At 39.9% G+C, this 20,236-nt stretch carries 19 protein-coding genes, 3 tRNA genes and 1 pseudogene; 15 read left to right on the top strand and 8 right to left on the bottom strand.

The genetic code is table 11. The features are described 5' to 3' along the window. From mrdA to lipA, 7 genes and pseudogenes are all read left to right on the top strand, one after another. Window positions 1-1,440: penicillin-binding protein 2 (gene mrdA, locus ON073_RS16535; protein ID WP_274762993.1), on the top strand; the 1,440-nt coding region annotated here is incomplete at its 5' end. After that, window positions 1,437-2,540, top strand: a complete 1,104-nt coding sequence (rodA, locus tag ON073_RS16530; protein ID WP_274762992.1) for a rod shape-determining protein RodA — start codon at window positions 1,437-1,439, stop codon at window positions 2,538-2,540. The genes mrdA and rodA, both read left to right, overlap by 4 nt. Before the next feature lie 4 nt (window positions 2,541-2,544). Beyond that, entirely contained in the window at window positions 2,545-3,288 is a 744-nt protein-coding gene (locus tag ON073_RS16525) for a septal ring lytic transglycosylase RlpA family protein (protein ID WP_274762991.1), read from the top strand. Window positions 3,289-3,347: 59 nt separating this feature from the next. Further along, window positions 3,348-4,499 carry a serine hydrolase gene (locus ON073_RS16520; protein ID WP_274762990.1) on the top strand — a complete coding sequence of 384 codons (1,152 nt, stop codon included), beginning with the start codon at window positions 3,348-3,350 and terminating at the stop codon, window positions 4,497-4,499. 215 nt (window positions 4,500-4,714) lie between these two features. Continuing rightward, a complete protein-coding gene (ybeD, locus tag ON073_RS16515) occupies window positions 4,715-4,993 on the top strand; it encodes a DUF493 family protein YbeD (protein ID WP_274762989.1) in 279 nt (92 codons plus the stop codon). A gap of 5 nt (window positions 4,994-4,998) precedes the next feature. Continuing rightward, window positions 4,999-5,701: pseudogene (lipB, locus tag ON073_RS16510) on the top strand (lipoyl(octanoyl) transferase LipB). A gap of 3 nt (window positions 5,702-5,704) precedes the next feature. After that, window positions 5,705-6,670: a lipoyl synthase gene (lipA, locus tag ON073_RS16505; RefSeq protein ID WP_038641019.1), complete on the top strand. Its 966-nt coding sequence runs from the start codon at window positions 5,705-5,707 to the stop codon at window positions 6,668-6,670. 32 nt (window positions 6,671-6,702) lie between these two features. On the opposite strand, the gene ON073_RS16500 is transcribed toward lipA, so the two are convergent. After that, the gene (locus ON073_RS16500; RefSeq protein WP_342455422.1) at window positions 6,703-7,017 is read right to left on the bottom strand and encodes a DUF2867 domain-containing protein; all 315 of its coding nucleotides are present in this window, start codon (window positions 7,015-7,017) and stop codon (window positions 6,703-6,705) included. 586 nt (window positions 7,018-7,603) lie between these two features. On the opposite strand from ON073_RS16500, the gene ON073_RS16495 reads away from it, so the two are divergent. Continuing rightward, window positions 7,604-8,389, top strand: a complete 786-nt coding sequence (locus ON073_RS16495; protein WP_274762987.1) for an META domain-containing protein — start codon at window positions 7,604-7,606, stop codon at window positions 8,387-8,389. Between the two features lie 56 nt (window positions 8,390-8,445). Here the strand turns inward: ON073_RS16495 and ON073_RS16490 are convergent, their stop codons facing one another. Beyond that, window positions 8,446-9,294: a 23S rRNA (adenine(2030)-N(6))-methyltransferase RlmJ gene (locus tag ON073_RS16490; protein WP_274762986.1), complete on the bottom strand. Its 849-nt coding sequence runs from the start codon at window positions 9,292-9,294 to the stop codon at window positions 8,446-8,448. Between the two features lie 170 nt (window positions 9,295-9,464). Here ON073_RS16490 and ON073_RS16485 point away from each other — a divergent pair, with 170 nt between their 5' ends. The 7 genes from ON073_RS16485 to ON073_RS16455 all read left to right on the top strand — a co-directional run bounded on the left by ON073_RS16485 (window position 9,465) and on the right by ON073_RS16455 (window position 14,090). Then, the gene (locus tag ON073_RS16485; RefSeq protein WP_274762985.1) at window positions 9,465-9,689 is read left to right on the top strand and encodes a DUF904 domain-containing protein; all 225 of its coding nucleotides are present in this window, start codon (window positions 9,465-9,467) and stop codon (window positions 9,687-9,689) included. Between the two features lie 3 nt (window positions 9,690-9,692). Continuing rightward, on the top strand, window positions 9,693-9,968 hold the full coding sequence (locus tag ON073_RS16480) for a cell division protein ZapA (RefSeq protein ID WP_274762984.1): 276 nt from the start codon (window positions 9,693-9,695) through the stop codon (window positions 9,966-9,968). 234 nt (window positions 9,969-10,202) lie between these two features. Continuing rightward, window positions 10,203-10,517 carry a hypothetical protein gene (locus ON073_RS16475; protein ID WP_274762983.1) on the top strand — a complete coding sequence of 105 codons (315 nt, stop codon included), beginning with the start codon at window positions 10,203-10,205 and terminating at the stop codon, window positions 10,515-10,517. A 107-nt stretch (window positions 10,518-10,624) separates the two neighbouring features. Next, the gene (locus tag ON073_RS16470; protein WP_274762982.1) at window positions 10,625-11,980 is read left to right on the top strand and encodes a LysM peptidoglycan-binding domain-containing protein; all 1,356 of its coding nucleotides are present in this window, start codon (window positions 10,625-10,627) and stop codon (window positions 11,978-11,980) included. Window positions 11,981-12,040: 60 nt separating this feature from the next. Further along, on the top strand, window positions 12,041-12,520 hold the full coding sequence (locus tag ON073_RS16465) for an FKBP-type peptidyl-prolyl cis-trans isomerase (RefSeq protein WP_274762981.1): 480 nt from the start codon (window positions 12,041-12,043) through the stop codon (window positions 12,518-12,520). Window positions 12,521-12,523: 3 nt separating this feature from the next. Beyond that, the gene (locus tag ON073_RS16460) at window positions 12,524-13,249 is read left to right on the top strand and encodes an SDR family NAD(P)-dependent oxidoreductase (protein ID WP_274762980.1); all 726 of its coding nucleotides are present in this window, start codon (window positions 12,524-12,526) and stop codon (window positions 13,247-13,249) included. Next, window positions 13,230-14,090 carry an amidohydrolase family protein gene (locus tag ON073_RS16455; RefSeq protein WP_274762979.1) on the top strand — a complete coding sequence of 287 codons (861 nt, stop codon included), beginning with the start codon at window positions 13,230-13,232 and terminating at the stop codon, window positions 14,088-14,090. Before ON073_RS16460 ends, ON073_RS16455 begins: the two co-directional genes overlap by 20 nt. 6 nt (window positions 14,091-14,096) lie before the next feature. On the opposite strand, the gene ON073_RS16450 is transcribed toward ON073_RS16455, so the two are convergent. The 6 genes from ON073_RS16450 to ON073_RS16425 all read right to left on the bottom strand — a co-directional run bounded on the left by ON073_RS16450 (window position 14,097) and on the right by ON073_RS16425 (window position 20,232). Then, a complete protein-coding gene (locus ON073_RS16450) occupies window positions 14,097-15,053 on the bottom strand; it encodes a phosphotransferase (RefSeq protein WP_274762978.1) in 957 nt (318 codons plus the stop codon). Between the two features lie 98 nt (window positions 15,054-15,151). Further along, the gene (locus ON073_RS16445; RefSeq protein WP_274762977.1) at window positions 15,152-17,755 is read right to left on the bottom strand and encodes an ExeM/NucH family extracellular endonuclease; all 2,604 of its coding nucleotides are present in this window, start codon (window positions 17,753-17,755) and stop codon (window positions 15,152-15,154) included. 783 nt (window positions 17,756-18,538) lie between these two features. Then, window positions 18,539-18,628 (bottom strand) — tRNA-Ser (locus tag ON073_RS16440). 105 nt (window positions 18,629-18,733) lie between these two features. After that, the gene (nadA, locus tag ON073_RS16435) at window positions 18,734-19,792 is read right to left on the bottom strand and encodes a quinolinate synthase NadA (RefSeq protein ID WP_274762976.1); all 1,059 of its coding nucleotides are present in this window, start codon (window positions 19,790-19,792) and stop codon (window positions 18,734-18,736) included. Window positions 19,793-19,917: 125 nt separating this feature from the next. Next, a tRNA-Lys gene (locus ON073_RS16430) sits at window positions 19,918-19,993 on the bottom strand. Between the two features lie 163 nt (window positions 19,994-20,156). Beyond that, window positions 20,157-20,232, bottom strand: a tRNA-Lys gene (locus ON073_RS16425). Between the last annotated feature and the right edge of the window lie 4 nt (window positions 20,233-20,236).

Raw genomic sequence — 20,236 nt, 5'->3', positions numbered from 1 at the left:
TTATTTTCTGTCAATCAACACAAATACCCTGGCTTCAGTGTTGAAGCTCGCTTAGCAAGGCATTACCCATATGGTGATGCACTCACTCATGCCATTGGCTACGTTGCAAAAATGAATAAAGCAGAACATCTCGAGCTAGAAATGGAAGGGCGCGATGTTAATTACCGCGCCACGCGAGATATTGGTAAACTAGGCATCGAAAAGTATTACGAAGAAATTTTACACGGCGTAGTTGGCAGTGAAGAAGTTGAAATTAATAACCGCGGTCGTATTCTTCGCACCTTAAAATCAACGGATCCAGAACCAGGTAAGGATCTAATTCTGACCTTGGACATTGGTTTGCAGCAAATTGCGCAAGCTGCACTCGGTGAAGAGCGCGGCGCTGTCGTTGTTATGGATGCAAGGGATGGTGGCGTTTTAGCGTTCTATTCAAACCCAAGTTACGACCCAAACCTGTTTGTTCATGGAATAAGTGGCGCTGACTACAAAGCCCTACTCAACCCAGATAGACCTTTAGTTAACCGAGTAACCAAAGGGGTTTATCCGCCTGCATCAACCATTAAACCACATCTAGCAATACTAGCACTTGATGAAGACGTGGTAACCGAAACAACTGAAATGCACGACCCCGGCTTTTTTAAGCTACCTAAAGCAGATCACCGTTGGCGTGACTGGCGACCTTGGGGCCATGGTAAAGTTGACGTATATAAAGCCATTGAAGAAAGTTGTGATACCTACTTTTATGAAGTGGGTTATCGCTTAGGTATCGATAAAATCAGTGCATTTATGTACCAATTTGGTTTTGGTCAGCTCACAGGTATTGATATTTATGAAGAAAAAACCGCAAACCTTCCATCGCGTGAGTGGAAAGAGGTAACGTATAAATTACCTTGGTATCCAGGTGACACGCCAAATATTTCGATTGGTCAAGGTTACTGGACAGCCACACCGATGCAAATTGCCAACTCTATGAGCATTATGGTGAATAAAGGTCAGCGTTTTCAGCCACATTTAGTATCTGCGACCAAGCTTAGTGATCAAGTGCAAATTATTGCCCGCGATGAAAAGCCTCCAATTCAACTTAAAAATGAGGCTAATTGGGATATTGCACTGCGTGCGATGTACAACACAGTTCATTTGAACAATGGTACAGCACATAAAGCATTTATTGGTGCTCAGTATACTGCTGGAGGTAAAACAGGTACAGCGCAAGTAAAAAGTATTGCTCAGGGTGAGCGCTATGATGCTGAAAAACTCGATGAGCGTCATCGCGACAATGCCATGTACGTAGGTTTTGCACCCTATAAAAAACCAGAAATCATCGTTGCGGTTACCGTAGAAAACGCCGGTGGAGGCTCTACAGTGGGTGCACCCATTGCACGTACATTAATGGACTACTACTTCTCAAACAAACCTAAATCACTGGTAGGTAAACCGTGAAGGCGCTCAATCATAATAAAACCATTTGGGATAGACTTCACTTAGATTGGCCTATGCTGGTAGCAATTTTGGCCTTAATGGTGGGCAGTTTAGTGGTTGTCTACAGCGCAGGTGGCCAAAATATTGATTTGGTAGTTCGCCAAGCAACCCGTATAGGGCTTGGTTTAATTGTGATGTTTGCCCTTGCTCAAGTATCACCAAGTAACATGCGCCGTTGGGCATTACCAATTTACCTTGTTGGCGTTGCATTACTTGTTGCTGTTATATTTTTTGGTGTATCGAGTAAAGGCGCGCAGCGTTGGCTCAATATTGGCATTCGCTTTCAACCGTCAGAAGTAATGAAGCTCGCCATGCCCATCATGGTTGCTTGGTACATTAGTCGCTATCATTTACCACCCAAATACCGCCATTTGGCGATTGGTCTTTTAATTGTTGCCATCCCTACCCGATTAATAATGAAACAACCTGACTTAGGTACATCGATTCTTATTGCCAGTTCTGGTTTATTTGTGTTGTTTTTTGCTGGCCTTCATTGGCGACTAATTCTTGGTGCTTTGGCTGTTGCGCCTGTAGCTATTTATGGTTTTTGGCATTATGGCATGCACGAATATCAAAAGACTCGCGTATTAACCATGCTTGACCCTGAGAGCGACCCTCTTGGTGCTGGCTATCATATTATCCAGTCAAAAATAGCCATTGGCTCGGGCGGTGTTGAAGGTAAAGGTTGGACGCATGGAACGCAGTCGCAACTTGAATTTTTGCCTGAGCGTCACACCGATTTTATATTCTCGGTACTTAGCGAAGAATTTGGCTTAATTGGTGTCACAGTTTTACTTAGCTTGTATTTATTTATTATTGCTCGTGGTTTATTTATTGCTGTTAGCGCACAAGATGCGTTTGGCAAACTACTTGCTGCGAGCATCACCCTGACCTTCTTTGTTTACGTTTTTGTAAATATTGGTATGGTATCAGGATTATTACCTGTAGTAGGGGTTCCCCTTCCCCTTATCAGCTATGGCGGTACGTCCATGGTAACCCTGCTTGCGGGGTTCGGTATTATTATGTCTATTGCAACCCATAAGCGTATTTTGGTGAAATAACACAATGAAACACCTACTACTTTTAATTACTTTAATTTTAATTTCAGCCTGTGCCCCTTCAGGACGCTACAGTATGCGTCATGATGCAGCCCCCCTGCGTGCACCCTACCCAGAAGAAATGCAAGATGTGACTGTCACTTCTGAAAAGAAAAGTATTTCAGCCAGTCAGCCTTATGAAGTGCTTGGTAAACGCTATATCCCACTGCACAGTGAAGCTGGTTTTACTGAAACTGGCATTGCTTCATGGTATGGCCGTAAATTTCATGGCCACGATACGTCTAACGGTGAGCCTTACGATATGTTCGCTATGACGGCTGCACATAAGACCTTACCTTTGCCCAGTTTCGTTCGTGTAACAAATTTAGAAAATGGCAATACTGCGATTGTTCGTGTGAACGATCGTGGACCATTTCATGATGATCGTATTATTGATTTATCATATGCTGCAGCCTATAAACTTGGCTATCATCGCCAAGGTACAGCAAAAGTAAAAATTGAAGCTTTACTGCCTGAGACAAATCATCACAATGCCTACATTCAAATTGCTGCAGCGCAAAGTGTGGAGCAATTAGGTGTACTCGCGAAAGAGTTAACCTATGAATACCAAGTAGACAGTAAAATTGTGAAAAAAGATGGAATTTATCGTCTGCGCCTTGGTCCAATCGACAACGCGCAAGTAGCCAAAGAATTACTCGATAAAATTAAAGCTAACAGTCATCAAAACGCATTCATGCTTTACAGTGACTGATTGCTTTAGGATAATTAACTTAAAATACCCAAAACTAATACAATTGACCCAAAAAGCCAATGAATCGAATTAAAAAAACAGTTATTGCTGCGATTGCAGCAGCGTCGTGCTTTTCTCTGCAAGCACAAATCATCCCTGCTCCGCCTCAAATTAATGCCAAGGGTTATTTCTTAGTAGACTTTACTACCGGTAAAGTCATTGCTGAAGGTGAAGCTGATACTAAATTAGCGCCAGCCAGTTTAACCAAAATGATGACGAGTTATGTTATCGGCCTTGAAGTTGAAAGCGGCAATATTTCACTCGATGATCAAGTTACCATTAGTGAAAAAGCATGGGCTAAGAATTTTCCAGATTCTTCAAAAATGTTTATCGAAGTAGGTAAGCAAGTATCTGTTGAAGATTTAAATCGCGGTATCATCATTCAATCAGGTAACGATGCGTGTGTTGCTATGGCAGAGCATATTGCAGGTAGCGAAGCCGCATTTGCTGATTTAATGAACGCTCATGCGCAAAAGCTAGGCATGACAAATACGCACTTCATTAATAGCCACGGTTTAGATACCACTGAACACTTTACAACTCCACGTGATATGGCGACTTTGGGTGTGGCGCTGATCCGTGATGTACCTGCTGAATATGCACTGTATGCTGAAAAATCATTCACTTATAACGGCATTAAGCAGTATAACCGTAACTCTTTGTTATGGGATGAAAACTTAAGTGTTGATGGTATTAAAACTGGCCACACTAGCGAAGCAGGTTATAGCCTTGTAACCTCTGCTAAAAAAGGCAATATGCGTTTAGTTTCAGTAGTTATGGGCACAAAAAGCGAGCGTTCTCGTGCAACAGAAAGCCGCAAGCTACTTAACTACGGCTTCCGTTTCTTCGAAACTGTAACACCGTATAAAGCAGGCGATAGCTTTGCTGAACAACGCATTTGGATGGGCCATAAAGAAACAGTTTCACTTGGTATTTTAGAAGATACGCCAATCACTATTCCGCGCGGTCAGATGAAAAACCTTAAAGCAAACTTTAAACTTGACCAAACACTAGAAGCGCCTTTAGCTAAAGGCGTTAAAGTAGGTACTCTTTTCCTTCAACTTGACGGTGAAGATATTGCACAGTATCCGCTGGTAACACTTGAAGAAATTAATGAAGGGAGTTTCTTCAGCAAGATTTACGACTATATTCGTCTGCAAATTAGCAATTAGTCGTGAGCAAATAATAAAAAAGCGCCAATTGGCGCTTTTTTTGTAAACTTTTGAGCTCGCTGAACTTACTGCAAACTCTCAACACAGATAAACAACCGCTAAAACACAGATAAGCATTATTAATAAGCCTTTTATCGAATTTATGGTAGACTAGCGGGCATTTTCTTAAGGCCAGCCAAATGGCCGTAATAACCCTATAATTACTGAGGTGAAATGTGGTTAATCCGGTTACAAATACAAAATTTGACGAGTTTTTAGAGTTTCCTTGTCCGTTTACTTTTAAAGTAATGGGTTTGGCAAATGTCGACTTAACTTCGCAAGTTTTAGCTGTGATGCAAAAATTAGCCCCTGGTGACTATGCCCCTAAAACGAAAGCAAGCAGTAAAGGGAATTATGAATCGGTAAGTTTAGTTGCAACTGTTACGAGCAAAGAACATATCGAATCAATTTACACTGAGCTTGGCTCAATTGCAGACGTACGTTACGTGCTTTAAGGCTTATTAACATGCCTAAATTAATTGTTCGACAACTTAATCGTCAAGATTACGAACCTGTATGGCAAGCAATGCAACACTATACAGATACCCGTGATGACGATGCCGCTGATGAAATTTGGTTAGTTGAACACAATCCTGTGTTTACCCAAGGTCAAGCTGGTAAAGAAGAACACTTATTAATGACTGGTGATATTCCGGTAGTTAAAGTTGACCGTGGTGGCCAAGTAACTTATCACGGACCGGGTCAACAGGTATTGTATGTGTTATTCAATTTACGTCGCCTTAAAATTGGTGTGCGAGAGCTTGTTACCTGGCTTGAAGAAACGGTAATCGATACACTGAAAGATTTTGGTATTGATGCATATGCAAAAGCCGATGCCCCAGGCGTTTACGTTGATGAAAAGAAAATAGCCTCTTTAGGCCTACGTGTAAGACGCGGCTGTTCTTTTCACGGTCTTGCACTGAATATTGATATGGATATGGAGCCGTTTTTACGGATCAACCCATGTGGCTATGCTGGCATGGAAATGCTCCAGACCAAACAAATAAATGGTCCACAGCCCATGTGGCTATGCTGGCATGGAAATGCTCCAGACCAAACAAATAAATGGTCCACAAACGCTTGCAGAAGCGTCAGACGGGCTGGTTAAGCACTTAGTCAAACGACTAGGTAACACTGAATATGAGCAAGTAGTAGGTTTTTAATCGATGACTAAACCTGTAAAAATGCAACCGGGTGTAAAACTCCGTGATGCTGAAAAAATGGCACTTATCCCCGTCAAGGTTATGCCAACTGAAAAAGAAGAAATGCTTCGTAAGCCTGAATGGCTAAAGATCCGTTTACCAAAATCAAGTGAGCGCATCGATGGTATTAAAAGCGCAATGCGTAAGCATGGCCTTCACTCAGTATGTGAAGAAGCATCTTGTCCAAATTTATCAGAGTGCTTTAACCACGGCACAGCCACCTTTATGATTTTAGGTGCGATTTGTACTCGTCGTTGCCCGTTCTGTGATGTTGCACATGGTCGTCCTTTAAAGCCTGATGCCGAGGAGCCAGAAAAACTAGCGCTTACTATCAAAGATATGAAGCTTAGCTACGTTGTAATTACCTCGGTAGACCGTGATGACTTACGTGACGGTGGTGCCCAGCACTTTGCCGATTGTATTCGTGAAATTCGCAAGCACAATCCAGGTATTACAATTGAAATTTTAGTGCCAGATTTCCGTGGTCGTATGGAAAAAGCCCTTGAGATTTTAATTGATACACCACCTGATGTATTCAATCACAATCTAGAAACTGCCCCTCGCCTGTATAAACTTGCACGCCCAGGTGCAGATTATAAGTGGTCTCTTGAATTACTACGTCGCTTTAAAGAAGCGCATCCAAATGTCAAAACTAAGTCAGGTTTAATGGTTGGCTTAGGTGAAGAGATCAGTGAAATTGAAGAAGTTCTTCGTGATTTACGCGAGCACAATGTAGACATGTTAACTGTTGGTCAGTATTTACAGCCTTCAAAACATCACCTACCAGTAAAACGTTACGTGCCACCAGCAGAATTTGATGCACTTAAAGACTATGCTGATGAAATTGGTTTTAGTCACGCAGCATGTGGCCCATTTGTTCGCTCAAGCTACCACGCGGATTTACAAGCCGCAGGTAAAGAAGTGAAGTAAAAATTGTAAAAAAGCCAGCAACTCGCTGGCTTTTATATTTTCCCTTGTTGTAATGCACTGCGAATACAAAGTGGCGCAATCACCCGATGAAATGGCTTAATTAACGCCATATAAATACGTGCTTGCCAAGTCCGTAATTCAACCCGTGTTGCTATGACAAAAGAGTTATCCTCAACACGCTTTACTGATAACCACATTGCCATATTACTCTCTTCACAAAAACTAACGACTACACCTTCACTTACATGCACATATTCTAAAAAGCCGGCTTTCTGCCCTACCCGAATATTGTCTAAATTATCAGCCATAGTGCTTTCGCTCGCTTTGAAAGCAAAGTAACGAAAAATTTTTTGTTTCTAAGCCCCAAAAGTAGCGTTACCCCTTTTGGTAACTCGGCAAATATGGCGAAATAAACCTGCGCTACACTAAGAGACTGGTTTGTTGTAGTAACTAAAAAAGCATCTTGATAACAAGGTAAGTGACTTTTACACGGTATATTCAAATCATGTGGGAATTCTGCTGATTTAACGTTCATTTACTTTCACTTCTGATTTAAAAGCATTTATTAATACTAAAACCCCTCTTTATTTCCCTAATAAGCAACATCTCCTGGGATCAGCACAGCCATTAGTAAAGGCTCCACAATTAGCGCATTTTAAAGCATTGCTTATCCATGATAACGATGCCAATGAAATGCAAGCTGAGATAATCATCGATCTCTATTATATGACCTTATTACATGGACTCAACCAAATAGACAATACAACTAGTTCACTGATTGCCTTGTTAACATCTAAATTAGCGAATTTAAAATTATCTAATTTAGAAACAATTAGGTGCATTTGATTTAAATTAAGCGTAAGTTAATAAAAGGAAAGTAGAATAACCATAAATTCAACTATTTTTGCAATCACTCAAAATAAAGGAACTACTATGAATCGCTTTGCTAAACCATTGCTTTTATGTTCACTCATCGCTACTGGCTCAATGACATTAGCTGGTTGTCAATCAGCACCCGAAGTTGAGGAAAAGGTAATGAACAGTCTACAAACTGAAGTTTACTATTTAGATCGCAGCATGCTGCCGCCTAATTCAGAATTAACCGTAACACTTGAAGATGTTTCAAAAATGGATGTTGCAGCAACCGTGATTAGCAGTAAATTAGTCACCCTGAATAGCGCACCGCCTTATCAAGTGTCACTAGATTATGATAACGCCTTAATTAAAGACAATATGCGTTACAATGTGCGCGCACAAATTCGTAAAGACGGTAAATTGCTTTATACCTCAACGCAATCAAATAACCCTTTTGCATCTGACGAGCCATTAAAAATTCGTGTGACAAAAGTAGCTCCACCAGTAAAACCAAACGTATCGCTTACCAATACTTACTGGAAAGCAATGGTGCTTAATGGTGAATCGGTTAATACACCACAGGGTGCACGAGAGCTGTTTGTGCAATTAAAGGCTGATGGCAGCGTTAAAGGTTTTGCTGGCTGTAATAACTTTATGGGCAGTTTTATTGCTAAAGAATATGGCCTACGCTTTAAAGGCATGGCATCTACAATGAAGATGTGTCAAGGCCGTGCAAACGACTTAGATAGAAGTATGCATCAAGTTCTGCAAGATACATTTGAGTACAAAATTAAAGGTGAAACACTTACCTTATTTAACGAATCAAAAGAAAAGATTGCACAATTTAACGCTGTTTATTTTTAATCGTAAATCGGTCAAAAATAAACACATAAAAAAAGCCGCTGTTAAAGCGGCTTTTTTTATTCTTCTACCAGTTGTTCACTGCGGTAAAAACCATCATCATCAGCTAATAAGGAAACAAGCTCAGGTAAACACTCATCCATTGTTTGTTTTAGTGTCCATGGTGGATTAATAACTATCATACCCGATGCTGTCATACCTAACTCTTCAGAGTCTGCGCTAGTGGCTAATTCAAATAATTGAATATTACGAATCCCTGAATTTATTAAGCCCGCTTCCATAATGTCAATGCGCTCACGAGAAACCACAGGGTACCAAATCATGATGGTGCCGCTATTGAATTTCTCATAGGCTTTTTTAACCGTTTTAACAACTTGCTCGTAATCCGATTTAATCTCATAAGGCGGATCTATCAGCACACAACCGCGTTTTGCTTTAGGAGGTAATAAGCCTAGTAAGCCTTGAAAACCATTTTCTTTTCGCACAAAGGTTTGTTTACGACGAGTGCTTAACTCTACCATATTGTTTTTAAGGCTTTCGCTATCTTTAGGATGAAGTTCAAACAACCAACGTTTGTCATCATCACGCAATAAGCTATCTGCAACCATTGGCGACCCAGGGTACACTTCAAGTTCACCTTGATTAAACTGTTTTACCTTGGCGACGTAATTGGCAATTGCGTTATGATCACCTTGGTATTGCCACAACTTTGCTATGCCATCTAAATACTCTTGTGTTTTTTGCGCCTCAGCCGTTTCTAAGCGGTAAATCCCTACACCTGAGTGCGTATCGATGTATTCGAGAGGTTTGTCTTTTTTTGTTAAATAAGAAAGCGTTTCAATTAACACTAAATGTTTAATAACATCCGCAGGATTTCCCGCATGAAACGAGTGGCGATAGCTCAGCATAAACAGCCCTAAATGTATTTTTAAGCCATTATACCCCTTTTCTTAACTGAGTATGGGTAGATTTTGTTCGGTTGAATCAAAATTAACAAAATAACCTGAACTTAGCCTTGGTATTGTCATCAAAAACCCATATTTATGTCATATCTATTCTTTTTTAAAGGCGTGCTATTATGAGCGACAATTTATACTCTACGCTACATACGTTAGTTGATCAGTTAATTTCTCAAAACCAAACTCTCAAGGAAGAAAAAGTTAACCTTGAGCAAGCATTAGCAAAAACTAAAGATGAACTTGAAACCACTCAACTTGAACTCATGGAGTTAGAAGAATCTGCAAACTCTCAACATGCATCTTTAAATGAACTTGTATCTAAGCTTAACCAAGCGGCAAGCTAATTTATGACTCAAGGTGATAATCGCGGACTCGCAATTACCCTACTTGGCAAGCAACATATGGTTGCTTGTCCTAAAGGCAAAGAAGATGATTTGCTGGCTGCTGCACAAAAATTAAATACTGAGTTAAATGAGTTTAAACTGCGTGCACACACTAAAAGTGACGATAAGGTATTACTCATGGTGGCATTAAACCTCTGCCATCAACTGCTTAGTACTGAATCAACGCATTCAGAGCAATTAAGTGGACTAGTGAATAAGTTGTTACTCGCAATGAAATAGCATTTCATTTTTTACTAAACATCTCATTACACGTTTACATATTTTTAAATTAAATACCGCTTAAAATGAGTAAACGTGTTTTCTCTTATCAATCCTCTGGCTTTTTTCGTTTACACAAAAGATAAAACCATAACTATTTTAATTTGTTCAACTTATATCTCAGATTTTTCTGGAAATTATTAGCCTAATACGATATTAATGTGACACTTTCAATTTGCTGAAACTTGCCTGGCTATGCAAACATCACAACTATTTGGCATAAAACTACTGGTGATAAGTTTTGTTTTTTTTGTCATTTTAATTGTCGATGCTGTGGTAATTTGCCAACTTTTAAACACCAATAATTCAGTAACTGTCTTGCAGGTTCAACTGTGGGGAAGTTGTCTTGTTGCTGGCGGTATTGTTGGCGGCATTTCCCTTTTGCAACTAAAAAAAATTAGCGTTATACGCGTTTCAAGTTACCTAATTATGGCCTTGATTTTTATAGCCTTACCCTTTGTGTTTGCAACAAGCCCTTATTCTTTAACAAGTTTTTTTAACTTCTTTTAAATCTTAAAGTTATAAACTTTTTTCAAATCTGTCATTTCTGATACTTTTTTCTTGTCTACACTTAATGTAATAAGAGTTCAAATAAGTAAGATAAAAGGCTCATTTTTATGTCGCAGCAATGGCGTTTAAAAATAATCGTTTTTGTACTTTCGGTATTCTTTTTAAATACCCATGTTTCTGCTGCCACCAATAAAACAAATCTTTGGCTTACTATTGCAAATAACCAACAACTGCCCTACCAAAAGCACCCCTTAATAGATGAAAAGCTGAAATGGTATTTACAACAATCGTTTTACGCTAATGCGATTTCTCTTAGGGCAAAACCTTATTTACCTTATATTGTCGCTGAACTTAAAAAACGTAAAATGCCGTTAGAGCTCGCATTGTTACCAATTGTTGAAAGTGAATTTAAAATGACCACTTCACATCGTGGTGCAGCGGGGATCTGGCAGTTAATGCCGGTAATCGCAGAATACTACAATGTGCCTATTAACGAATACTATGATGGGCGCTTTGATTTAATGCTCTCTACACAAGCGGCGTTAAGTTATCTACAAGATTTATATTTAGCATTTAATAAAGACTGGTTATTAGCAATTGCCGCATACAACAGCGGTGAAGGTAAGGTTAAACAAGCTTTATTGCACAACAAACGCAACAAAAGACCAACTGATTTTTGGCATTTAACCTTGCCGCAAGAAACCAGTGAATACGTTCCAAAATTATTAGCGCTTGATAAACTGGTTAAAACCAAACCTCAATTTTTTAATGCGATTGAACATAAACCAACAACACGAATGATTGATATAGAGCAGCCGTTTTCAATGTTGGTGATTGCTGAGTTATTAAAAGTCCCAAATACAGAGTTACTTAAACTTAATAGTGCCTATATTGCCGATAAAAGTGCGCCAACAGGTCCTTTCCATTTGTTGTTACCTAATGAATTAGCCACCACACTTGAGCAAATACTCCTATTTAGCCGAGTTGGGCTGGAAAAAGGGTATCGTGTTAAAAAAGGGGACTCACTGTATCGCTTAGCTAAATTAACCAATACCTCAATTGCCAAACTTAAATCTCTCAATCGCTTAACGTCTGATAAGCTGCTACTTGGACAGAAGCTTATTTTGCCTGCAAGCAGTAAAACGATGCCTAACCTAGTTCGTGAATATGCAATAAGCCGCTACATTAAGCGAGTAAAACCTGAAGTAGAAACCCTTGAGGTAAATTACGTTGTAAAACCAAGTGATTCACTTTGGCATGTAGCTACCCTCTTTGATGTTACAGTAAATCAATTGCGAGAATGGAATGCGCTTAAGCACACTAACATTATTAAACCGGGCCAAACACTTAATATTAAAATTACCCAATCAAAGAAACCCTCATCACAAAACGAACTGATTACTGATATTGCTTTGCAAATTCCGTATTTTTCACTCACCAATACCGCGCCATTAAACAATTGATTTTCGCGTCTTAAATCGATTTCATATATACTGCGAAAAATTGTTAAAGTTAGGATTGTTATGCAAATCGCAAAAGATACTGTTGTAGAATTTCACTACACTGTTTTTGAAGGTGAAAACCAATTAGAGTCAAGCAAAGATGGCGCACCATTAGCGTACCTTCACGGCCATGAAGGCATGTTACCAGGCTTAGAAAAAGCACTTGATGATAAGTCTGCAGACGATAAATTTAGCGTTGAGCTTGAAGCGAAAGATGCATATGGTCCGCGTCATGATAATGCGGTGCAACGCATTCCACTTAAGCACCTACAAGGCGCTAAAGTATGGAAACCTGGTATGACCGCATTAGTGCATACAGATCAAGGTCAACGTCAAGTAACGATTATCAAAGTGGGTCGATTCAATGCTGATTGTGATTTAAACCACCCATTTGCTGGTAAAGACCTAAAATTCGATATTGAAGTTGTATCAGTACGTGCAGCTACAAGCGAAGAGTTATCGCATGGCCATGTGCATGGTGCAGGCGGCTGCGGTCACTAATCAATGAGTAAAGTTGCAATCGTAACAGGTGGAAGTAAAGGCATTGGTGAAGCGACTGTGGCGCGGCTAATAGCTGATGAGTATATCGTTTATAACTTGGATATTTCTCCATCAGAAACTGGTCAACATATCCTTTGTGATGTAAGCGATGTTGATGCTGTTGCCAATGCGGTAACCACAATCGGTCAAAAACACGGGCAAATCGACGCGTTAGTTTCAAATGCCGGTCGTCATCTTTCAGCTAACATTGAAGACACCTCAGAACAGATGTTTGATGACCTCTTTGCACTTAACGTAAAAGGTGCTTATAGCCTAATTAAACATGCATTACCGTTTATGAAAACGCATGGTGGTGCCATTGTGCTTGTCGCTTCTGATCAAGCGCTTATTGGCAAAAAGAATTCCTTTGCTTATAACTTAACAAAGGCATCTCTTGCCTCAATGGCGCGCACTACAGCGCTTGATTATGCAAAGCACAATATCCGTGCTAACGCTATCTGCCCAGGTACGATTGAAACACCTCTTTATCATAATGCTATAGATAGCTATTGCGAAAAAAGCGGTGCCAATAAAGCTGAAATTCATGCTGAAGAAGCGGCTTTACAGCCATTAAATCGATTAGGTAAAGCGACTGAAGTTGCGAACTACATCGGTTTTTTAGTGAGTGATAAAGCTAGTTTTATTACAGGCAGCCTACAGGTCATTGACGGTGGCTACACAGCACAGTAACACTATTTTCGACCCTCACCTTCATCTTTTTTATTTAGATGAAGGTGATTATTTTTGGCTCAAAAATGCCCTTCCCCCATGGCCTGAACTTGCCATGCTGCAAAAAGATTTTTCAGTCAAAGATCTTATCTTAAATGATGATTATATACTCTCTAATTTTGTGCATATTGAGGCTGGATTTAATAACCAACAACCTGAGAAAGAGATCGCGTTTCTTGAAAACACTATTGGCAAGTTACACAAGGCCATTGGCTATGCCCAAATAGATGTCGCGCCAAGTGTATTTGAAGAGCAGATAAAAACCTTACAAAAATTTAGCTCGTTTGTGGGAATTAGGGATATCACTGAAGGTAACGATGCAACGCGTTTACACGCACATAGCGTTAAGTGCAATTTTGCCTTATTGGCGAAAAATAAACTTATTTTTGAAGCGCAATTTGAAATCAGTGAATTGCCTCACACAACACGTTTATGTGAGCTTGCTAAAGCACACCCTAATTTAAACATCGTGCTTAATCACGCAGGCCTTGTCACACCACAAAATTATAAAAATTGGTTAACCGCGATTGTATTGCTGGCAAAAATTCCGAATATTTACATTAAATATTCAGGCTTTGAAATGCAGCAAATGACGCTTTCAAACACGTTTCGTGGTCAAATTTTTAAAGATATAACAGAGAATTTCACGCTTGAGCGCATTATGTTTGCCAGTAATTTCCCAATTTGCTTAATGACATCAAGCTATTTATCACTGTGGCAACATTATAAACAACTCTGTGCTAATGAAGCGATATGGCAAAAACTGAGTTATGACAATGCATCACAGCTTTATAAATTTTAAAGATGCTTAACCAATGAGTTTGAGCGCTTTTTCTACCTGATGCCAAGCATAATCATGTAATTTCCAATGCCCCGGTGACCAACCATCTAAAAACCGTGCAAAATCAGCCCATGCGATGGGATAAAGCGCTAACCAACAATCTATAACATGATTTGCAGTGGCCACAGAAAAACCTTCACATGCTTCAAGAAACGCTTGTTTATAGTATTGCAGCAACTCTTCTTCATATTTAAAACACAGCTCACTGGTAAACGCACTGCTTAGCAATAACATCACATCGATAATGCCAATCCCGCCACCAACATACTGAAAGTCGTAACCAACAATACTGTTATCTGCTTGCATAAAATTAGCAATTTTTGCATCACCATGAATAAGCGTTTGGTACTTACATGATTGCAGTAGTGTATCTAGCTTTATAGCCGATTCCATTAAAGCAATGTGCGACATTGCCTTAAGTTCGTTTGGGCGCGTTGCCAAATGCCAGTAACTTCCTTGAGGCCATAAATTCACTGGGGACTTGTTTAGGTTTTGCGCATGAAAGTTTGCAAGCCAAAGTAAGATCTGTTTTACAGAGAAAAGGTTTTGCTCTGCAATTTCACGAAAGCCTTCTTGCGCTAAATCACTTAATAATAAGTACTGTGTATTTTCATCTTCAATAAACCCTAGGTATCGAGGTGTTTTAACATTCAAATGCATTGCATATTGCCGATAAAACGCTTGCTCTACACGGTATGATTTAAGTTTACGCTTCGATGCGAAGTCACTGCTCCACCCTTTGGGGTGGTTAATTTGATTAGGGATAGAAATAGATTTTACAACTATGCTTTTTTGCTCTGGGCCAAATGACATGCGCTGTAAACTGCCAAAACCACTCCAAACTGTTTTGAAGGATTCAACGTTACAAATATGATGCTCACCTAGAACATCACAAATTTTCTTTTGTATTTGCTTGTTTAGCATATCTAACCCTGTAAAACCAACTGTGCTAGCTTAACATAATTAGATTTAGTGCAAAAAAAAGAGCAGCACTAGCTGCTCTTAACATCAACGAATAACAATTAGAAATTCTGTTTAGTCGCTTTATAATTCAAAGTTACACCGTAATAGAAAAAGGTTCCCTTTAAGCCTATATGCCATTCACCAGCTTCAGGTTTTTCTATCATACAACTTTCATTACTACCCCATAAATAAGGACGGCAATCATAATTTCGTTTCGTTGGTTTCTTATCATGTCTTAGGTATAAATCTGCTTCTCCATAACCTTCAATAGATACCTCTAAAGTATCAAAACCTTCTGGAAGCTCGATCATTTGTCTATTCCACCAGAACCAACCAGATATGTTTTCAATTTTACCTTCGATGATTGTAGGCTCAGGACGTGTATCAAAGTCAATTACAATAGGATCATGATCTGATGCACGGTATGGCGTATCCGCATATAAACTAGCTAGGTGCTTTTCAGACTTATATTCCATGTTGTAATCAAGCGATACTGGTTCATCAGCGTTAATATGCCAATCTTGAATACCCACAACTTTATCGTACATACTGCTTGATGCAAAAGCGTGATCTAAGCTACCAATACGACCTTGATAAACATACGAATAATCACGAGTATGGCCAAAGCGTTGTTTCTTAATGTTAACAAAACCATTGTTCACAAATGCGTAGATTGGATCTTCTTCACCATAGGCATTCATATCGCCCAAAATAACCATATCTTCATCGGCAACCGTTGTTGGATTTGTTGCAAGCCATTCGTTTAACTTATTTACCGCATTAACACGTGTTTGGTTCCAACAACCTTGGCCATCTTTCTGATCAGCATCTAAGCCTTCTGCTTTTCTACAACTGCCCTTTGAACGTAAGTGAGTAATTACAACAGAAAAGGTTTCTTTCGTTAGTTTGTCTATAAATGTTTGCATTACTGGTGGGCGGTTACCATAGTCAAACGGTTCAGCTTCAGTAAATGCCGCAGTGCCCACTTCCTCAACTTTGTTGCTGCGATAGATGATTGCAGACATAATTGCGTCACCACCTACCTGCTCTGTGCCTAAATTAACAAACGCATAAGTATCATTTGCTTGCGCAGCATTTAGAGATGCAACTAAATCCGCAATCGCACTTAAGTCAGAAAAACCATCGTTTTCCATTTCAAGCAAACCAATTACGTCGGCATTTAACGCTAAAATTGCATTTACCGTTTTTGCTTTTTGACGCTCAAATTCTTCAGCAGTATCTGCGCCACGTGCAGTTGGGAAACCACCGCCTTGGCCGTCTCCATTAAAGTAATTAAGCACGTTAAAGCTTGCGATACGTACATAGCTGTTTTCAACACTTTCTGGCGCTTCTGTGCGCAGATTTTCTTGAATAAAGTTTGGCGTTACAGTTGGGTGAATACGGAATTGACTGTAACCATAACCCAACACACCAGTAAGACCTGTCACTTTATCGCCAAGACGAAGGGTATTGTAGGCGTCAAGTTCAGGCGTAGGATAAGGGATCACTTCAGGGTTTTGTGCACTTGAGCCATCATCTAATGTGATAGATTTAAGCTGATTTTCAGCTTCTACTGCGTTTGCAGCATCGCCAGGAAGAGCAACTTGTGTGCTTTGGAATAAACGCTCGGTGCCAAGTTTTAGCTCACCATAACGTGATAGACCATAAGTGTCATTCACTACTAATTCATTTGATACACTTACCAGCATGCCCTCATAAGCTTCTAGGCCATTATCAGCAGGCAAAGACACTTCAACAGCTGCAAAGCTCTCAGTGCCACATACTTTTAAATCGCTAACGAAATTAAGCTGGGTCTGACCATACTTTTCTTCTACCTTAGCGCGTAGCTTAACAACATCGCCTTCAGCCACTAGTTGTTTGTTGTAATAAACAAAAATACCTTCTGAAGTCATTACATCACTGTCTTGATCAAATGACTCTTCTTGTAAGAAGAAACCTTTTAGCTGATCATCACCTTGTAATGAAGATGTAACGACGGCTTGTACTTCAACTGTTTCGCCGTTCAGTAAACTTGCATCACCACTGCCCTGAATTGCGCTAATGAGTGTTGCATCACCACCACACTCAACAGGATCTGGCTCTTGTGTTTGCTGGTTATGACTACCTACATTTGAAAAATCATCTTTTGGCAACGCCATCCACTCAACTTCACCGTCAAACTCAGCAAAAGCATCTACACGACCAGACTTTACAGACTCTAAACGCACTAAAGAACGATCTTGCGTACGTACATCGCCACTAACCCATGCAGAACCTGGATCAACACCGATTTGACCTAAGCTATCGATTACAACGTCGCTATTAGTTAACGTAACTGCGTCGTCACCATTAAACCAACTGCCATCAGTATCAAGTTGCGCTTTCGCTTTTAACTCTTCAACCGCACGCGAATGCGCTACAACGTATGTCGTATTAGGTGCAAGTTCACCTGCTAAAGTGATGGTACGACCTACTTCAGTTTTACCATTAAAGTAGAAGTTAAGTGCATAGGTTGATAAATCTACTGCAGTATCACCTGCATTAAAGATTTCAACTGCTTTATTGTAGCTGCCGCCTTCAACGTATTCTGAAATAATAACGTTTGCATTTGCACTTGCTGTCGCAAGCGTAATCGCACTCGCCAAAAGTGTTTTTTTCAACATTTTCTTGTTCCCGATTTTGTTTTACCCGACTAAGGAACGTCGTATGCTAGGCATATAAAGTGACAAATCAATTACAAATTAGTCTTTATTTACAGTGATTTACGATCTTGTTAACATTTATTAAACATTGAAAAATGAGAAGGACGAATGTCCGGTGTTTTTGCTATTTTTAGGAATAAGAATGTTAAATAAATTGAATTATGGAATTAGTAGGATGATTTTTTAATTCCTTTAGGACATATGACCTTGTTAGCTAAAGAGTTCGAAAAATGAAAATCGTTAATTTTAAGCCATATGCTATTAATGAAGAGCAAATATCAAATTATCCGACTTTCACGCGCGTATTTAACGAAGCCTTCTAATAAGTAATAAAAACGAGCAAACACAAACAATGTAAGCGCACAAATTGATAGCTGTTTAAGTGGATAAAAATAGTGTAGAGGTAGGAATAAACTTAGAGAAATCCATGAATTTATCCACTTCGCGGTTCAAATTATTCCCGATAATGTGTCGAAGCTAAATGGAGGGGCTCACCCTGCTTACAAACTATAGGCATAAAAAAACGCCTGAGCATAACTCAAGCGTTTTCTTTAAATCTAAAATGGCCCAGAGGGAGGGATAAACTTAAATACATCCTTTTATTTACCCGCTTCGCGGCACCTTCACGGTTCAAATTATTCCCGATAATTTGTCGAACCCAAATCGAGGGCCTCACCCTCCTGACATAATGAGGGCATAAAAAAACGCCTGAGTATAACCCAAGCGTTTTCTTTAAATCTAGAATGGCGGAGAGGGAGGGATTCGAACCCTCGATAGGGGTTAACCTATACACGAGTTCCAGTCGTGCGCCTTCGGCCACTCAGCCACCTCTCCGCAAAACATTGCGTTTCGCAATGTGGGCCGTATCTTATGCAATGCATTGATTGTAAGCAAGTACTTTTTAGAACACTGAATGTGAGCGACTAAAATTACAACAAATTAAGTATTGTTTGTAGTTGCCAACTTTAACGATGCTGAAAAATCTAACATGCGATTAAGCGAACGTAATGCGCCTTCACGCAGTTCCATATCTACAAATACTTCTTTGCCACTTGCATCTAGTAACGCTTCTTCAATCGCTTTAAGGCCATTCATTGCCATCCAAGGGCAATGTGCACAGCTGCGACAAGTTGCGCCTTCACCTTGAGTAGGAGCTTCAAAGAACTCTTTTTCAGGGCATAATTGCTGCATTTTATAAAAAATACCGCGATCGGTTGCCACGATGAACTTTTGGTTGTCCATCTCTTGTGCTGCTTTAATAAGCTGGCTCGTTGAACCCACTGCATCAGCAAGATCAACAATTTCTGCTGGTGACTCTGGGTGTACAAGTACTGCCGCGTCTGGGTGCAGAGCTTTCATGTCTTTAAGCGCTTTGGTTTTGAACTCATCGTGAACAATACATGCACCATTCCACATGATCATGTCAGCACCAGTTTGCTTTTGAATATAAGAACCTAAATGCTTATCTGGGCCCCAAATAATTTTATCGCCCTGCTCATCGAGGTGTTCAACTATTTCAAGTGCACAGCTTGAGGTAACAATCCAATCTGCACGTGCTTTTACTGCTGTTGATGTATTAGCGTAAACCACTACTTTACGATCAGGGTGCTGATCACAAAACGCTGAGAACTCATCAATTGGGCAACCCACATCAAGTGAACACGTTGCTTCTAGGGTTGGCATCACAACTGTTTTTTCAGGTGTTAAAATTTTGGCTGTTTCACCCATAAAACGTACACCCGCAACAACAATCGTTTTTGCTGAATGTTTACTACCAAAACGCGCCATCTCTAACGAGTCAGCAACACAACCACCGGTTTCTTCTGCTAGTGCTTGGATTTCCGGATCGGTATAGTAGTGTGCAACTAATACCGCATCCTTTTCTTTTAAAAGCGATTTGATACGTTCTTTATAAGCCAGTTTTTCATCATCTGATAATGGTGCTGGCTTTGGAGGAAAGATGTAATCCTCTGGCATAATTTGTTCAGCTAAGCTCATTTCTCTCGACCGTGAAATGCTATGGGAAATTGCCGCGCATTATACTGAAAATGGTAGGTGAATAACAGTTTCGTAATTGATTTTTAAAATTGAATTTGCTGGAGATGATTTGAATTTTTAGGAAATGGTGGGTCATGATGGACTTGAACCATCGACCAATGGATTAAAAGTCCACTGCTCTACCAACTGAGCTAATGACCCGCTCTGAGTGTAAGTGCCATTAATACGTCCTGTAGGGATATTCCGGCTCGTCGTCCTGACTCGCGTTTAACTAACTGCGAAACTTCGTTTCGGTTTAGTATCACCCAACTGAGCTAATGACCTGCTCATAGATGCGTACACTTAAAATAGAAAAATCTGTGAATGGTGGGTCATGATGGACTTGAACCATCGACCAATGGATTAAAAGTCCACTGCTCTACCAACTGAGCTAATGACCCGCTC

Source organism: Pseudoalteromonas sp. G4, from assembly GCF_028875915.1.
In the GTDB taxonomy this organism is placed as follows: domain Bacteria; phylum Pseudomonadota; class Gammaproteobacteria; order Enterobacterales; family Alteromonadaceae; genus Pseudoalteromonas.
Note: the sequence above shows the minus strand (reverse complement) of the source record. Positions and strands in the feature narration are given on the sequence as shown.